This is a genomic window from Elizabethkingia miricola, from assembly GCF_001675285.1.
GTDB lineage: Bacteria > Bacteroidota > Bacteroidia > Flavobacteriales > Weeksellaceae > Elizabethkingia > Elizabethkingia miricola.
Map to the genome: position 1 here is coordinate 128,153 of NZ_LSGQ01000007.1, position 16,138 is coordinate 144,290.

General features: G+C 32.2%; 17 protein-coding genes. All 17 read left to right on the top strand.

From position 1 onward, the window contains the following. Positions 1-14 precede the first annotated feature (14 nt). The 17 genes from ATE49_RS08815 to ATE49_RS08895 all read left to right on the top strand — a co-directional run bounded on the left by ATE49_RS08815 (position 15) and on the right by ATE49_RS08895 (position 16,127). A complete protein-coding gene (locus ATE49_RS08815; protein ID WP_065081874.1) occupies positions 15-1,025 on the top strand; it encodes a glycosyltransferase family 2 protein in 1,011 nt (336 codons plus the stop codon). Positions 1,026-1,030: 5 nt separating this feature from the next. Further along, on the top strand, positions 1,031-2,347 hold the full coding sequence (locus ATE49_RS08820) for a hypothetical protein (protein ID WP_065081875.1): 1,317 nt from the start codon (positions 1,031-1,033) through the stop codon (positions 2,345-2,347). A 3-nt stretch (positions 2,348-2,350) separates the two neighbouring features. Next, positions 2,351-3,391 carry a glycosyltransferase family 2 protein gene (locus ATE49_RS08825; RefSeq protein WP_065081876.1) on the top strand — a complete coding sequence of 347 codons (1,041 nt, stop codon included), beginning with the start codon at positions 2,351-2,353 and terminating at the stop codon, positions 3,389-3,391. Between the two features lie 15 nt (positions 3,392-3,406). After that, the gene (locus tag ATE49_RS08830) at positions 3,407-4,549 is read left to right on the top strand and encodes a glycosyltransferase family 4 protein (protein WP_065081877.1); all 1,143 of its coding nucleotides are present in this window, start codon (positions 3,407-3,409) and stop codon (positions 4,547-4,549) included. Then, entirely contained in the window at positions 4,546-5,460 is a 915-nt protein-coding gene (locus ATE49_RS08835; protein ID WP_065081878.1) for an NAD-dependent epimerase/dehydratase family protein, read from the top strand. Before ATE49_RS08830 ends, ATE49_RS08835 begins: the two co-directional genes overlap by 4 nt. Next, the gene (locus tag ATE49_RS08840; protein WP_065081879.1) at positions 5,460-6,416 is read left to right on the top strand and encodes an MraY family glycosyltransferase; all 957 of its coding nucleotides are present in this window, start codon (positions 5,460-5,462) and stop codon (positions 6,414-6,416) included. Before ATE49_RS08835 ends, ATE49_RS08840 begins: the two co-directional genes overlap by 1 nt. 3 nt (positions 6,417-6,419) lie before the next feature. Continuing rightward, positions 6,420-6,890 (top strand): PglD-related sugar-binding protein, encoded by a 471-nt coding sequence (locus ATE49_RS08845; protein ID WP_065081880.1) that lies wholly within the window; start codon positions 6,420-6,422, stop codon positions 6,888-6,890. 242 nt (positions 6,891-7,132) lie between these two features. Continuing rightward, entirely contained in the window at positions 7,133-7,576 is a 444-nt protein-coding gene (locus ATE49_RS08850) for an adenylyltransferase/cytidyltransferase family protein (protein ID WP_034845531.1), read from the top strand. Between the two features lie 2 nt (positions 7,577-7,578). Continuing rightward, positions 7,579-8,124 (top strand): dTDP-4-dehydrorhamnose 3,5-epimerase, encoded by a 546-nt coding sequence (rfbC, locus tag ATE49_RS08855; protein WP_065081881.1) that lies wholly within the window; start codon positions 7,579-7,581, stop codon positions 8,122-8,124. A 7-nt stretch (positions 8,125-8,131) separates the two neighbouring features. Beyond that, a complete protein-coding gene (gene rfbB, locus ATE49_RS08860) occupies positions 8,132-9,211 on the top strand; it encodes a dTDP-glucose 4,6-dehydratase (protein ID WP_065082010.1) in 1,080 nt (359 codons plus the stop codon). A gap of 40 nt (positions 9,212-9,251) precedes the next feature. After that, positions 9,252-10,118 (top strand): glucose-1-phosphate thymidylyltransferase RfbA, encoded by an 867-nt coding sequence (gene rfbA, locus ATE49_RS08865; RefSeq protein ID WP_065081882.1) that lies wholly within the window; start codon positions 9,252-9,254, stop codon positions 10,116-10,118. A 145-nt stretch (positions 10,119-10,263) separates the two neighbouring features. Continuing rightward, positions 10,264-10,992: an LPS export ABC transporter ATP-binding protein gene (gene lptB, locus ATE49_RS08870; RefSeq protein ID WP_009087046.1), complete on the top strand. Its 729-nt coding sequence runs from the start codon at positions 10,264-10,266 to the stop codon at positions 10,990-10,992. 111 nt (positions 10,993-11,103) lie between these two features. Continuing rightward, positions 11,104-12,828 (top strand): ABC transporter ATP-binding protein, encoded by a 1,725-nt coding sequence (locus ATE49_RS08875; RefSeq protein ID WP_065081883.1) that lies wholly within the window; start codon positions 11,104-11,106, stop codon positions 12,826-12,828. A gap of 46 nt (positions 12,829-12,874) precedes the next feature. Next, the gene (locus ATE49_RS08880; protein ID WP_065081884.1) at positions 12,875-13,306 is read left to right on the top strand and encodes a DUF1493 family protein; all 432 of its coding nucleotides are present in this window, start codon (positions 12,875-12,877) and stop codon (positions 13,304-13,306) included. A gap of 14 nt (positions 13,307-13,320) precedes the next feature. After that, entirely contained in the window at positions 13,321-13,896 is a 576-nt protein-coding gene (locus ATE49_RS08885) for a cob(I)yrinic acid a,c-diamide adenosyltransferase (protein ID WP_059325296.1), read from the top strand. Positions 13,897-13,937: 41 nt separating this feature from the next. Continuing rightward, positions 13,938-14,549 (top strand): thiamine diphosphokinase, encoded by a 612-nt coding sequence (locus ATE49_RS08890; protein ID WP_065081885.1) that lies wholly within the window; start codon positions 13,938-13,940, stop codon positions 14,547-14,549. Positions 14,550-14,735: 186 nt separating this feature from the next. Further along, entirely contained in the window at positions 14,736-16,127 is a 1,392-nt protein-coding gene (locus ATE49_RS08895) for a type III PLP-dependent enzyme domain-containing protein (RefSeq protein ID WP_034866478.1), read from the top strand. Positions 16,128-16,138 lie beyond the last annotated feature (11 nt).

Below are 16,138 nucleotides of genomic sequence, written 5' to 3' on the forward strand. Positions count from 1 at the left end.
CAGTCAGTTATAATATGAAAGACCTCATTAGTATAATTATACCGATTTATAAAGTAGAAAAATATATACGCAAATGTGTACAAAGTGTATTACAGCAAAATTATACATCTATAGAACTTATTTTAGTTGATGATGGATCACCAGATAATTGTCCTGAAATATGTGATGAATTAGCTCTGACGGATTCAAGGATTAAGGTTATACATAAAGAAAACGGAGGACTGTCTGATGCCAGGAATATCGGAATAAAAGCGGCCTCGGGAGAATATATTATGTTTTTGGATAGTGATGATTACTGGGAAGGAAAAGATTTTCTTAATAATCTTATTTCCAGAGTACAATTAGCTCTTCAGCCAGATATTATTCTGTATGGAACCTATGATGTTAGTGAAAATAATGGAAGTAAGAGAAAATCACGAGGAGATTATAACACTAATGAAATAAGAAAATCACGAGATAATGCTATAAAATCCCTTTTTGAAACAGGAGAATTTCCAGGTTCTGCATGGGTAGTCGCAATCAATAAAGAATTTTTATTGAAAAATAATTTATTTTTTATAAAAGGTATTAAGTCTGAGGATATTGACTGGTTAATTAATGTATTTTTTCATGCTGAAAAAATAGATTGTATAACAGATGCATTCTATATGTATTTAAGGGGGAGAGAAGGGTCTATAGTTAATTCATCAAATGCAAAAAGTATTGATGATATATTAGTATCGGTAGATAAATGGAAACCTGTTTTGAAATCTAATTTATCTGCTTACAATAAATACTTATTGTCTTATTTGTCCTACCAGTATATTACAACCTATATTATCTATTCCAAACTCGAAAAAGCTGATCAGCAAAGACTGAAACCTCGCCTGCTTCAACATTTGGATTTACTTGAATTTGTAGGAGGAACAAAAGCTAAATTGAGTAAAATATTGATAAATTATGCAGGATTAAAAAATGCATCTGTAATATTGTATTTATTCCATAAGCTATTTAATAAGGTTACAATTTTAAAGAAAATTTCATAAGATTTATGCTAGAAAAGAAAAGAGTTTTAATTATTTCGGGTGAGGCCTGGCGTGATGAAAGTAATGGTGGAAATGTTCTAACAAATCTTTTTACTCCGTTAATGGATGAGTTTGAATTTGCTCAGATTTATACAAATCCACAAATGCCCAATAATTCTGTTTGTAAGAGATATTATCATATCTCAGAAGCAGAGGTGATTAAATCTTTTTTAACCAGAAAACCGTTCGGAAATAGATTAGAACTGCTTACATATAATACGGATATTAAATCGCAGGAGAAAAATATTAGCCTGGAAGTATCTGCTTTAACCAAATTAAAAAGATTGAATTTTGCTATTTTTCATACTATCCAGGATGTAATATGGCGGCTCTCTAAATGGAAAACACCAGAATTAGAGCAATTTATTAGGGAATATAATCCGGATATAATTTTTGCTCCTATGTATTACAGTCTTTTTATTCATAGAATAGATAGATATGTAGCAAAACTTACCGGGAAAAAAGTAATTTCTTATGTATCTGACGATCACTTAACTTATCGGCAGTTTTCTCTGTCACCAATTTATTGGTTCAATCGTTTTATGTTAAGAAGAAATGTAATTAAAACTGCCAAATACTACTCGTTGCTTTATACAATGACAAATGAACAAAAAGAGGAGTATGAAGATGTGTTGAAAATTCCAATGAAGGTATTAAAGAAAACAGGAGACTTTACTGTAAAACCTCTTCCGAGAATTAATTTAAACGAACCACTTGTAATAACATATGGTGGTAATTTAATTAGTAACAGACAAAAAACATTAGGTGCTTTAGCAAGCGCTATTCAAAAAATAAATAAAGATTCGGTTAAAATTATACTCAATATATACACACAAAGTTATGTTGATGATAAAACAAAAAGCTTATTACATGATGGCAGAAGTAGTTTTTTGAATGGTAAAATTACTATGCCTGAACTTCATGAAAAATATAAAGAATCGGATATATTATTGCATGTAGAGTCATTTGACCTAAAACCTCGGCTAGAAACAAGATTGTCTTTTTCTACCAAAATAATAGATTTACTGAATGCATATCGATGTGTAATGGCTATATGTTGGAAGGAAAGCTCTCCTTATCTTTATTTGAAATCTGAAAATGCAGCAATCTGTATTTCAGATATAGATTTACTTCAGCAAGAATTAGAATATTTATTAATTAATAGGCAAACATTACAAGAATATGCGGAAAAAGCATGGGATTGTGGAGTTCGTAATCATCAAAAAGATATTGTTATCAAAGACTTGAAGGATGATTTTAATAATATATTATCAAAAATTTAGAAAATGGAAAATCCTTTAATTTCTGTTATTATTCCTGTTTATAATGTTGAAAAATTTATTAGTCAGTGTCTGGATAGTCTGATTAATCAGACATATTCAAAAATTGAAATAATAACAATTGATGACGGAAGTACGGATAATAGTTTGATAATTCTTCAAGAATATGCAAAGACAGACGAAAGATTAAAAGTTGTTGCTGTACAGAATGGCGGTGTTTCGGAAGCCAGAAATAAAGGTATAGAACTTGCGCAGGGAGAATATATAATGTTTGTTGATAGTGATGATTGGATAGACATTAAAATGATTGAAACATTACTTTCCCATTCAACAGATTATTTGGACCTTGTTCAATGTTCTTATACAAGAAGTTATGTAGACAAATTTGTTCCCAGATTGTTAAATGTATCCGGAGTTATACCCAATAAGGTATTTAAAAGAAAACTTATAGGAATGATTAAAGAAGAGTTATCGGATCCTTCCCAAGCAGATTCATTTGTTATTCCTGTAGCTAAACTTTACAAATCAAAGATCATTAAAGATTATAAAATTAGGTTCATTTCATTAAAGAAGATAGGTACTAATGAAGATTTAATGTTTAATTTGGATTATTGTAATAATATAAAAGGAGATATACTCATCTTAAATGAACCTCTTTATTATTATAGAAAAACTAACGGAGAATCAATTACTTCAACTTATAAACCACAGTTGTTTAATCAGTGGAAATCATTGTTTTCTATTTTAAAGAATAACTATCTGGAAAATGATAAAGATTTTAATGAGGCATTTAATAACCGCATATGCTTAAGTATAATAGGATTAGGGTTAAATGAGTTGAAAAATAAAAACAATTTTTATACTCAGCTAAAAAAAATTAAGTTCATTTTGAATGATCCTATATATAGAGCTTCATTTGCGGAGCTTAATTTATCTTATTTTCCAATGCATTGGAAGTTTTTCTTTTTGTTAGCAAAATATAATATATATATTGGAGTTTATTTAATGTTATACGGAATCGATTTTTTTGTAAAGAAAAAAATATAGTAATATTTAAGAAAAATGGATAAAAGAATACTTCATGTAGTTTCGGTTTCATTCTCCTTACCATATTTTATAGGTGAGCAGTTTACTTATTTTAGAAGAAAAACTGACTATACCTTTTATGTGGCTTGTTCTCCCTCGGAAGAACTCTCTGATTTATCGGAGGAACTTCAATTTACAAAAGTTCCCCTTCCTATTAATAGAGCAATATCTCCTATACAGGATCTTAAAGCTATTTTTTTATTAAGAAAATTTATCAGAGAAAATAAAATTGATATTGTTGTAGGACATACTCCTAAAGGAGGAATGATTGCGATGCTGGCAGCTTATTTAGCAGGATTAAAAAACAGAGTTTATTTCAGGCATGGAATTATGTTCGAAACATCTAGAGGGATAAAAAGATTTATCTTGAAGAGTATAGAACAAATGACAGGCTTTTTTGCAACGAAAGTAGTATGTGTAAGTAATGAAATAAAATCAATAAGTGAGAGAGAACATCTAAGTAATAAAAAAAAGAATATTTTATTAGGACGAGGGACGTGTAATGGTGTAGATTGTGATAATCGGTTTAATCCTGAAAATTATTATAATGAGAGAGATTTAAAGGATAAACTGGGACTTGATGATACTAATTTTGTAGTAGGTTATGTCGGAAGACTCGTAAAAGATAAAGGCACGGAAGATCTTGTAAATGCATGGAGTTTAGTGACCGATAAATATCCACAAGCAAGATTGCTATTAGTTGGTCCGTTCGAAGATAGAGATGCCGTAAGTGAGGAAGTTAAGAATAAAATAGTAGATACTTCATCTATTATTCATACTGGACTTGTAAAAAATACGGAGGATTACTATGCTGTTATGGATGCATTCATATTACCATCATACAGGGAAGGATTTCCGACTGTAATCTTAGAAGCTTCATCTATGGGGTTGCCTATACTTACAACAAGAGCAACAGGTTGTTCTGAAGCAATTATAGAAAATGAGACCGGAATATTTTTTGATATTGAAAGTGTAAAAATATATGAAGCTATTGAATATTTTATAAATAACCGTTCTATAGCCAGACAAATGGGAGAAAATGGAAGAAACTTTGTTAAAGAAAATTTTGAACAAAGTTATATATGGAGAATTATTGAAAATAAAATATTGAGTACATGAATATTTTAATTGCTGGTGGGTCAGGATTTATTGGGAAAAATCTTATATCAACTCTTTCAAATAATTATGATATAAGAACAATAAGCTTGCGAGATGAGAATTGGAAGAAGAAAATAATAGATAATCAATATGATGTATTCATTAATATGATTGGGAAAGCTCACGATCATAATGGTGTTTTTACAGAAAAAGATTATTATTATGCAAATTTTGAATTAGTAAAAGAAATTTATTCTGAATATATAAACTCAAAAGCAAAACTATTAATACATATAAGTTCAGTAGCAGCAATAGAGGAATATGAAAGTGTTACACCACTGACAGAAGAGAGTGTCTGCAATCCTCAATCAATTTATGGGAAGACTAAAAGAGAAGCCGAAAAGTGGTTACTTGAACAAAAGCTACCTGAAGATAAAAAAATTATAATTTTGCGCCCGCCAATGGTTCATGGACCTGGCGATAAAGGAAATTTGAAATTGCTTTATAAATTTGTTAGCAAGGGAATTCCTTATCCCTTATCCTCTTTTGATAATAAAAGATCATTTATAAGTATAAATAATTTTATTTTTTTTATCGAAATAATTTTAAAACGGAAAGAAAGAATTGTTACTGGGATCTATCATGTTTCTGATGACGAATCAATCTCTACCAAAAAAATAATTTCTATTATTAGTAAAGTCGAGAAAAAAAGTGTAATAAACATAAGTTTACCCAAATTTATAGTAAAGGGAATTGCAACTTTAGGTGATATATTACCTATTCCATTAAATACAAAACGATTGAAAAAAATAACAGGCGATTTACTGATTTCTAATGAAAAAATAAAAACAGTATTGGGAATAGATAAACTGCCTTATACTGCAGAAGAAGGACTGAAAATTACTATCAAATCATTTAAAAACAAAGATTAATGGATTATCTGATCATTCTCATTATACTTTTCATTTTGGAACTTATCTACTTTAAAATTGCGGACAAATTCAATATTATAGATAAACCTAATGAGAGAAGTTCACATACTCAGGTCACCTTAAGAGGAGGTGGGATTATTTTTTATTTTGGAGCATTGTTGTTTTTTATAGTTTCTGGTTTTCAATACCCATATTTTATACTGGGACTTACTCTAATGGCCTTAATAAGTTTTTTGGATGATATATTTACATTGTCTAATAAGATTCGGTTACTAATACACTTAGTAAGTGTAATACTAATGTTCATGCAGATAGGACTTTTTTCTTATGCATGGTTTATTCCTTTAATAGCATTGGTATTAACTATCGGAATTATTAATGCTTATAACTTTATGGATGGGATTAATGGGATTACAGCGTGTTATAGCTTAGTTGTTCTGATTCTATTAGCTATAGTCAATCAAAGAATAAATTTTATAGATAAAAATTTAATATACTATAGTATTATTGCTACACTTGTCTTTGGATTTTTTAATTTCAGACAGCGGGCCAAATGTTTTGCAGGAGATGTTGGCAGTGTAAGTATTGCATTTATTATTGTGTTTCTTTTAGGTCAGCTTATTATGAAAACAGGAAATATTATATACCTGTTGTTTTTAACAGTATATGGATTAGATGCAATATGGACAATCATCAGAAGATTAATTAAGCGGGAAAACATTTTTAAAGCTCACCGCAGTCATTTATACCAATACTTAGCCAATGAAAATAAGACTGATAAATTGATTGTGTCTGCAATTTATGGATTGATACAGTTGTTTATTGGTGGCATTGTAATATGGGCAACAACATTATCTTTAAACAATCAGTTTTTATTATCAGGAGGAATTATAATTTCAGGTAGTATAATATATCTTGGAATAAAACAAAAACTAATAAAGACTTATAATCTTTAAGAAATGCAGGAATTTGTTTTATATGGTAATGGAGGCCATTCCAGAGTTATTCAGGATCTCATTGTAAAACTAGGTGGGAAAGTATTGGAAATATTTGATGAAAAAAATGTTTATAATCCACATATTTTTCCACAGGCAAAAATGATTATTTGCATAGGTAATAATGAGATTAGAAAGAAGATCTCCTTAGGGATAATGCATGAGTTTGCTACATTAGTTCATCCTAACGCTATATTGGCAGATAATATAGAAATTGGAGAAGGAACTGTAATTCTTGCAAATGCTGTTTTACAGGCTGGAACAAAAATTGGAAAGCATGCTATAATTAATGCAAATACTACAATAGACCATGATGTTGTAATTGAAAATTTTGTGTCAATATATCCTAATTCTTATATTGGAGGGGAGGCTTATATTACAGAAAATAAGACTGTTGAACCTAACCAAGTAATTAGAAGAAATACAGTCTTTTAGTAGATTTCAAAATTTTAATAATAAAAGCTTTTCCTAATTTATTATAATTTTGGAAAAGCTTTATAAATTGTGATTCGATGTTGTTCCAAAAGTATATCATTTTTCTTAATTACAATTACGGGAAACCGTAATTAAGGAGAATAAATAGAATAATCGGGAGTAAAAGGAGAAAAAAATCGATTTGCTTTTCTTAATTTAATATGTACTTTTGCTCATTACATTTTACAAAATAATAGATAAAAATGAAAACACAAAAAATAGGAATTACTTTTTCCGCTTTTGATTTATTACATGCTGGACATATAAAAATGTTGGAGGAAGCTAAAACTGTATGTGATTATCTTATAGTAGGGTTGCAATTAGATCCAACTCTTGACAGGCCAAATAAAAATAAACCTACACAAAGCATTGTGGAACGTTATATTCAGCTAAAAGCATGTCGTTCAGTAGATGAAATTATCCCATATAATACAGAGGAAGACTTATTAGACATCTTAAAGTCCTTTGTCATAGATGTACGTATTATAGGAGACGACTACAGGGATACAAACTTTACCGGAAAAGATTACTGTGAGCAAAAAGGGATAGAAATATATTATAATAAAAGAGATCATCGTTTTTCAAGCACTGCTTTGAAAAAAGCAGTTTACGAACAAGAACTTAAAAAGCAGGAGGCTAATAAATAATTATGAAATTAGTAAAAACTCCTTTGAAGGATTGTTATATTATTGAACCTACTGTTTTCGAAGATGAAAGAGGATATTTTTTTGAAAAATATAACGAAAACAAATTTGAAGAATTAACTGGTTTAAACGGTCATTTTGTTCAGGATAATATTTCAAAATCCTCATATGGAGTATTAAGAGGTTTACATTTACAAAAAGGTGAACATGCTCAGGCAAAATTAGTATCGTGTCTTGAAGGAAGAGTTTGGGATGTTGCGGTAGATCTGCGGGAGAACTCGGAAACATTCGGGAAATGGTATGGAATGGAGCTTTCTGCAGAAAATAAATTACAGTTTTATGTACCCAGAGGTTTTGCCCATGGTTTTGTGGTACTAAGTGAAACTGCAGTTTTTTCCTATAAATGTGATAATTTTTATAACAAAGAATCTGAAGGAAGTGTTAAATTCAATGATTCTGATCTTAATATTGACTGGAAAATTGCAGAGGTAGACATGATATTGTCAGAAAAAGATCAGAATGCTCCAACTTTCAAAGACAAAAATTACTAAATATACCATGAAGCATATTATTATCACCGGAGGAGCGGGTTTTATAGGTTCTCATGTTGTAAGAGAATTTGTAAAAAAAAATCCTGAGATTACAATTATCAATTTGGATGCATTAACATATGCAGGAAATCTTGAAAATCTGAAAGATATTGAAAACTCTCCTAATTATGTTTTCGAAAAAGCGGATATTACAAAGCCTGAAGAATTAAGAAGGGTTTTTGAAAAATATAGTCCGGATGCTGTAGTACATTTGGCAGCAGAAAGTCATGTAGACAGAAGTATTACAGATCCGAATGCATTTATCAATACAAATGTTATAGGAACAGCAAACTTACTGAATTTGTGTCGTGAATTCTGGACATTAAATCCTGAACACACACATGGCAGGTTTCCGGATGAACCACGAATAAATCTTTTTTATCATGTTTCTACAGACGAAGTGTATGGAAGTTTAGGTGAAACTGGTTTCTTTTTAGAAACAACGGCTTATGATCCTCAGTCACCTTATTCAGCTTCAAAAGCAGCATCAGATCATTTGGTAAGAGCTTATGGCAATACTTATGGAATGCCATTTATAGTTTCTAACTGTTCCAATAATTATGGACCAAACCACTTCCCCGAGAAGTTGATTCCACTGTGTATTTCTAATATTTTAAATGAAAAGCCATTGCCAATTTACGGAGATGGAAAATATACAAGAGATTGGTTATATGTAATAGATCATGCCAGAGCAATTCATCAGATATTTAATGAAGCAAAAACCGGAGAAACTTATAATATAGGAGGTTTTAACGAGTGGCAGAATATTGATCTGGTGAAAGAACTTATAAAGCAATTGGATGCTAAATTAGGTAAACCGGAAGGGCATTCTGAAAAACTTATCACATTTGTTAAAGATCGTCCAGGTCACGATAAACGTTATGCAATTGATGCAACAAAACTTAATCAGGATTTAGGATGGGAGCCTTCAGTTACATTTGAGGAAGGATTATCTAAAACAATTGATTGGTATTTGGATAATAAGGAGTGGTTAGAAAATGTAACATCCGGAGATTACCAAAAATACTATGAAAATCAATATTCATAGGTATAGAAAAAGAAAGCAAATCCACAAAATCTGAGATTAGATGAAAGGAATTATTCTAGCCGGAGGATCCGGAACACGATTATATCCATTGACGATTGCCGTAAGTAAACAGCTAATGCCTGTTTATGATAAACCAATGATTTATTATCCTTTATCAACACTGCTTTTAGCGGGTATTAAAGATATACTAATCATTACAACTCCACACGATCAGGCAGGATTTGTAAAGCTCTTAGGAGACGGATCACAAATCGGGTGTAATATCGAATATGTGGTACAGCCTAGCCCGGATGGATTAGCCCAGGCATTTGTTTTGGGTGAGCAGTTTATTGGAAACGATGCTGCCGCTTTAGTGTTGGGAGATAACATTTTCTATGGAAATGGAATGGGAAGAATGCTAAAACATAAAACCAATCCGGATGGAGGTGTTGTATTTGCATACCATGTGGCAGATCCAGAGCGTTATGGTGTTGTTGAGTTTGATGATAATTTCAAAGCTTTGTCTATTGAGGAAAAGCCCTTGAAACCTAAATCTAACTATGCAGTACCCGGCTTATATTTTTATGACAATAATGTTGTAGAGATAGCTAAAAATATAAAGCCTTCTCCACGTGGAGAGCTGGAAATTACAGATGTTAATAATATCTATTTACAACAAGGTAAATTAGAAGTCGGTGTGCTAGACAGGGGAACGGCATGGCTGGATACCGGTACATTCGATTCTTTGCATGAAGCGTCAGAATTTGTAAGTGTTATTGAAAAGCGTCAGGGCTTTAAAATAGGATGCATTGAAGAAATTGCTTTTCACAATGGATTTATTAATGAAGAAAAACTTCTGGAGACTGCTCAGAAATATGGAAAGAGTGGTTATGGAGCCTATCTGAAAAATTTAGTAAAAGATAAATAGAAAATAAAAAGCAGACTTTTAGTCTGTTTTTTTTATCCACATTTTTATAAAGATTATCCTGAGTGGAGATAAAATCAGGATTACTCGAATTCACAAACAGACAACATCACAATTTTCTCTATCTTTGTTCAATTAATTATAGCAAATGATTCTACGCGGAGAAAATCTGATTAAAGAATATGGTCCCAAAAAAGTAGTAAAGGGAGTGTCTGTGGAAGTTCGACAAGGAGAGATTGTTGGATTGTTAGGTCCAAATGGTGCAGGTAAAACAACATCTTTTTACATGATTGTAGGTTTGGTAAAGCCCACTTCCGGAAAAATATGGCTGGACGACCATGAAATTACTTCAGATGCTATGTACCGTAGAGCTCAGAAAGGAATTGGCTATCTGGCTCAGGAAGCTTCAATCTTCAGAAAGTTATCTGTCGAAGATAATATTATGGGGGTATTGCAGCTGACTAAACTATCCAAGCAGGAGCAGAAAAAGAAATGCAATGAACTAATTGAAGAGTTTTCTTTGGAGCATGTTCGTAAAAACCGAGGTGATTTATTATCAGGTGGGGAACGACGTAGAACCGAAATTGCACGATGTTTGGCCACAAATCCAAGCTTTATTCTATTAGATGAGCCTTTTGCAGGGGTAGACCCCATTGCAGTAGAAGATATTCAGAAGATTGTACGTTCTTTGGTGGATAAAAATATTGGTATTCTGATCACTGACCACAATGTACAGCAAACTCTTGCTATTACCCATAAAACCTATATTATGTTTGAGGGAAAAATCCTGAAAGAAGGTATTCCGGAGGATCTTGCAAATGACCCTGAAGTACGTCAGGCATATCTTGGAGAAAACTTTAGATTCGAAAAGTTTTAATCCGTATCTTCGAGTGGCTTAGAAGATTTTATGGCAAAGAAATTCACAAGGACACTCAATCTTATCCACATTTACCAACAATTGCGCCCATTTATCAAGCCATATAGGTTGATGATATATGGGACGTTAATTCTTACCTTTTTGGGTGCTTTAGCAGCTCAGGTGAATCCCGTTGTTCTTAAGTATACAGTAGATGAGGTTTCCAAACTAACGCACCTTGCCCATCCAATGCAGGAAGGAATTCATGTTTTGGTTGTTATTAGTGTGATCCTTTTAGGAAAGGAACTTGCCAATATCTTTATTCAGTTTGGACAAAAGTTTTATGGGGAGAAGATCCGAATAAATGTTAGTAGTGATCTGGCTCAGGCAGCTATTGATAAGATTTTAACCTATAGAATAGCTTACTATAACGACGAAAATCATGAAAGTGGAAAATTGCAAATTCGCATTGATCGCGGAATTGAGAGTTTAACGCGTTTAGTTCAGAATTTCTTTATCGATATTCTGCCTCTATTTTCCAATGCTATTATAGCGTTAATCATCATGTACATGCAAAATGTGTATGTAGGTCTAGTATCGACTGTTATTATACCCATTTATTTCTATGTAAGTGTTTTGCAGGCCAAGAAATTACAAGGTGTCCGAAGGCAGCTGCGTACTCAGCGCGAGCAAAAAACGAATGGGCTGCTCAATCTGATTAATTCCATTATGGTTATTAAAAGTTTTGTTCGTGAAAAATTTGAAGGGAAAAAGCAGTTTGATCTCCAGATGCAGCTTATGGACAGCCAGATGTACACACGCCGTACCAATTTCTTTTATGATGGACTCAAAACCTTTTTAGAGCAGATAGGGGTTGTACTTATTATTCTTTTGACAGTTTACCTTGTTCTGGATCAGAAAATGACAATAGGTGCCATTATGCTGCATATTATGCTTTTTAATAATGTATCAGCACCTATCCGCCAGCTTCATCGTATTTATGATGAAATGAATGATGCTCTTATTTATGCTGAAGGTTACTTTGAAATATTAAATGCTGATGATGAAACGGAACCTAATGGTAGTATAGAAGATATAAAGATAAAAGGAACTTTCGTTTTACAGAATGTAGACTTTTCCTATCCAAACGGAACCCGTGCTTTATACGATATTAATATGAAGATTGAAGCTGGTAAAACAACTGCTTTAGTCGGACTAAGCGGAGCTGGAAAGAGCACTGTAATCAATCTTCTGTGTAAATTTTATTTACCTAACAAAGGAGAAATACTTTTAGACGGAAAGAATTTAAATGACTATGAAAATGAGTTCCTAAGAAGTCATATAGGATTAGTTTTACAGAAGAATCATATTTTTAAGGGAACAATAGAAGATAATATCCGGTATGGTGATATGAATGCATCTTTTGAACAAATAGAAGAGGCTGCAAAAAAAGCTTATCTCCATGATCAGATTCTGGATCTGCCGGAAAGCTATCAGCACGATGCTACACAACTAAGCGGAGGACAGCAACAAAGAATTGCGATAGCAAGATTATTTCTGAAAGATCCACCCATTATTTTTCTGGATGAGCCTACTGCAAGTCTTGATGCAATTGCAACTGAACAGATTAAAAATAGTCTTGATGCTATAAAAGAAAACAGAACAGTAATTATTATTTCCCATTCATTATCACAGATCCTGGATTCAGATAAAATTTATGTAATGAAAAAAGGCCGCGTTGTTGAAAGTGGAACTCATGAACAACTCTATGAACAAGAAGGTGTTTACAAAGAAATTTTTGATGCTTCTGCAAGAAGCCTTAATCTAGACCGATTAGTAAAGACTTATAAAGAGTAAATTATTAAAGTGAATTTGTTATTATTGTTATCTTAAGGTAAAGGGAATGGAAACTATTTGTGCAAAATATTCGGATGTTAAAAGTGCTATTCTTGCTGTAAAACAATTGAGTGAAGACTTAGGGTATAGAAGAAAAGGTAAAACAAAACTTTCGGATGCATATTATCTGGATTATGGTATCTATGAATTGGATTGGGATTTTTTTCTGGAAGAATATGAGAAAAGATTCAATTTAACATTAGAAGGGCTTACTTATGAAGATTACTTTCCAGAGCTTAATCCATTACATGAAATATTAAAATTACCATTACGGATTATTATGAAAATATTTTCTTTGTTCTCTGTGAGTATTAAGAGAATGTATAGAAATATTTTCAGCATTAAATGTAAGCGCCTTGAGGTTGGAGATTTAGTACTATCTGTATTGAATAAAAGATTTGCAAGTAGAGTAGATTATAAATTAATTTTAACCAGCTAAAAATAAACACCAATATGACTTTTAAAATATATACGAAAACAGGAGATAAAGGAGAAACAGCTCTATATGGAGGTACTCGTGTTTCCAAAGCCAGTGCAAGAGTAGATGCTTATGGTACTATAGATGAACTGAATGCTTTTATCGGAATAGCTAAAAGCCATATTGATGATAGCGACTGTTTGAAACAGCTTGCAGAAATCCAATATGATCTTTTTACTTTAGGTTCCGAAGCTGCAACACCGATAGATAAAGTATATCTGGCAAATGGAAAGTCTCGCTTACCTGTGACAATAAAAGAAGAAGATATCAGTAAACTGGAAGTTTGGATGGATAAGATGGATGAAAGTCTGGAGCCGCTACAATTTTTTATTTTACCTGGTGGTGGAAAAGCTGCCACATTTCTTCATGCTGCCAGAACAATCTGCAGACGTGCAGAACGTGGAATGGTGTTTCTAAATGAAACCGAAGAAGTTCGCCCGGAACTTATTAAATATCTTAACCGCTTATCCGATTATTTATTTGTTATGGCACGTTATGCTTCCATGTTGGATAACGAGCAGGAGGAATACTGGAATCCTAATGCAAGATAATTGGAACTGAAAAACTAAGCTTAGATAATTTTTATTTGTAAATGAAAGCATTACTCTTCATAAATGGAGAACCTCCAAAGAATATTCCGGAAATTAGAAATTATGATCTTGTTGCATGTACAGATGGTGCATTTCATTATTTAAGAGAAAAGAATTTTCCTTTAGATCAGTTAGATTTTATTTCTGGGGATTTCGATTCCTACGAAGAGAACGAAAAAATCGTTTCTGAAAAACTAATCCATACACCGGATCAGAATAAAACTGATTTTCACAAAGCTCTAGAAATAATTCTTGAAAAAGGTTTTTATGAGGTAGATGTTTATGGTGGAAGTGGTGGAGAGCAGGATCACTACCTTGGAAATCTTACAGTAGCATATTTATTCAGAAATAAAATGGAGATTACCTTTTACGATGAATATTCAAAGTATTTCTTTATTCCGAATGAATTCGAAGCTCAGAATGTATTAGGGAAAATTGTTTCACTGGTACCTTATCCTGTTGCGGAGAATGTAATAACAAAAGGGCTTAACTGGCCTCTCTTTGGTGAAGAATTAAATATGACAGGCAGAATAGGAACCCGTAACTTTGCTGTGGAAGATACTTTTACGTGTTCTTACAGTGACGGAGCAATATTGCTATTTATTGGTAAATAATACATTACAAAATAAATACCGATTAAAAGAGAAGAATTTGCATCTTCTCTTTTTTGTTTTTTTCATACTTCTAAATCTTTAACTCCCTATTCAAAAAAACTGCTTTCAAAATCCATTAATTTTTAGCAATTTTGTCGCTCGAAAAATCGATTTTATTTTATGTTATTTAAACCCCCATTGTAAAGAATGAAAATAAAGTATTCTGAACTTATAGATCAGACCTTGTATTTCCCGCAAGAAGAGTTTCAGGTGGATAATCACCAACTTAAATTTCACGGAATTCCTTTAATGGAATTGGTGGAAAAATTCGGGACACCTTTGAAGTTTAATTATCTTCCTAAAATCTCTGAAAATATTCAGCGGGCAAAAAAATGGTTTGCAGAAGCCATAGAAACCCATGAATATAAAAACAAGTACCGTTACTGTTATTGTACGAAATCCAGTCATTTTGCCTTCGTATTAGAAGAAGCATTAAAAAATGACATCAGCATTGAAACTTCCTCAGCTTACGATATAGATATCGTTAAAAGACTTTATGAAAAAGGAAAAGTAAAGGAAAATGTTGAAGTAATCTGCAATGGATTTAAGACAGATGATTATCTGGTGAAAATTGCAGATCTGATTAACTCAGGATTTGAAAATATTACTCCGATTCTGGATAACTACCGTGAATTGGATAAACTAACTGAAAGTATAGATACTACTTTCAATATTGGAATTCGTATTGCTTCCGAGGAAGAACCAAAATTTGAATTCTATACTTCACGTTTAGGTATTGGGTATAAAGATATTATTCCGTATTACAGCCAGAAAATTGCGGAACACCCTAATGCTAGACTGAAGATGTTGCATTTCTTCATTAATACGGGTATTAAAGATACTTCTTATTACTGGAATGAATTGTTCAAATGTCTTCGTGTGTATGCTCGTCTGAAAAAAATTGCACCGGAAGTAGATTCTCTGAATATTGGAGGAGGTTTCCCAATCAAGACTTCTCTAAATTTCGATTACGATTACGAATATATGGTAAACGAAATCGTATTGCAGATTAAAAAATTCTGTGAAGAGGAAGGTGTAGAAGAACCAAATATCTATACAGAGTTCGGGTCATTTACTGTTGGTGAAAGTGGAGGTAATCTTTATCAGATCATTAGCCAGAAGCGTCAGAATGATAGAGAGAAATGGAATATGATTGATAGTTCATTTATGACTACGCTCCCAGATACATGGGCGATCTCCAGACACTTTATTATGTTACCACTTAACCGTTGGGATGATACTTATGAGAGAGTTTTCTTAGGAGGACTTACTTGTGATTCCGACGATTATTATAATTCAGAACAGCATACCAATGCTATTTACCTGCCTGTATTTACAGATACGAAACCTCTATATATTGGTTTCTTTAATACAGGAGCATATCAGGAAACGATTAGTGGGTACGGTGGAGTTCACCACTGTCTGATGCCGCAGCCTAAACATGTGCTGATTGATAAAGACGAGAACGGAAATTATACATATTCAGTTTTCCGTGAAGAACAAACACCTGATGATGTTTTACGACTATTAGGATACTAAATAAGAAAGCT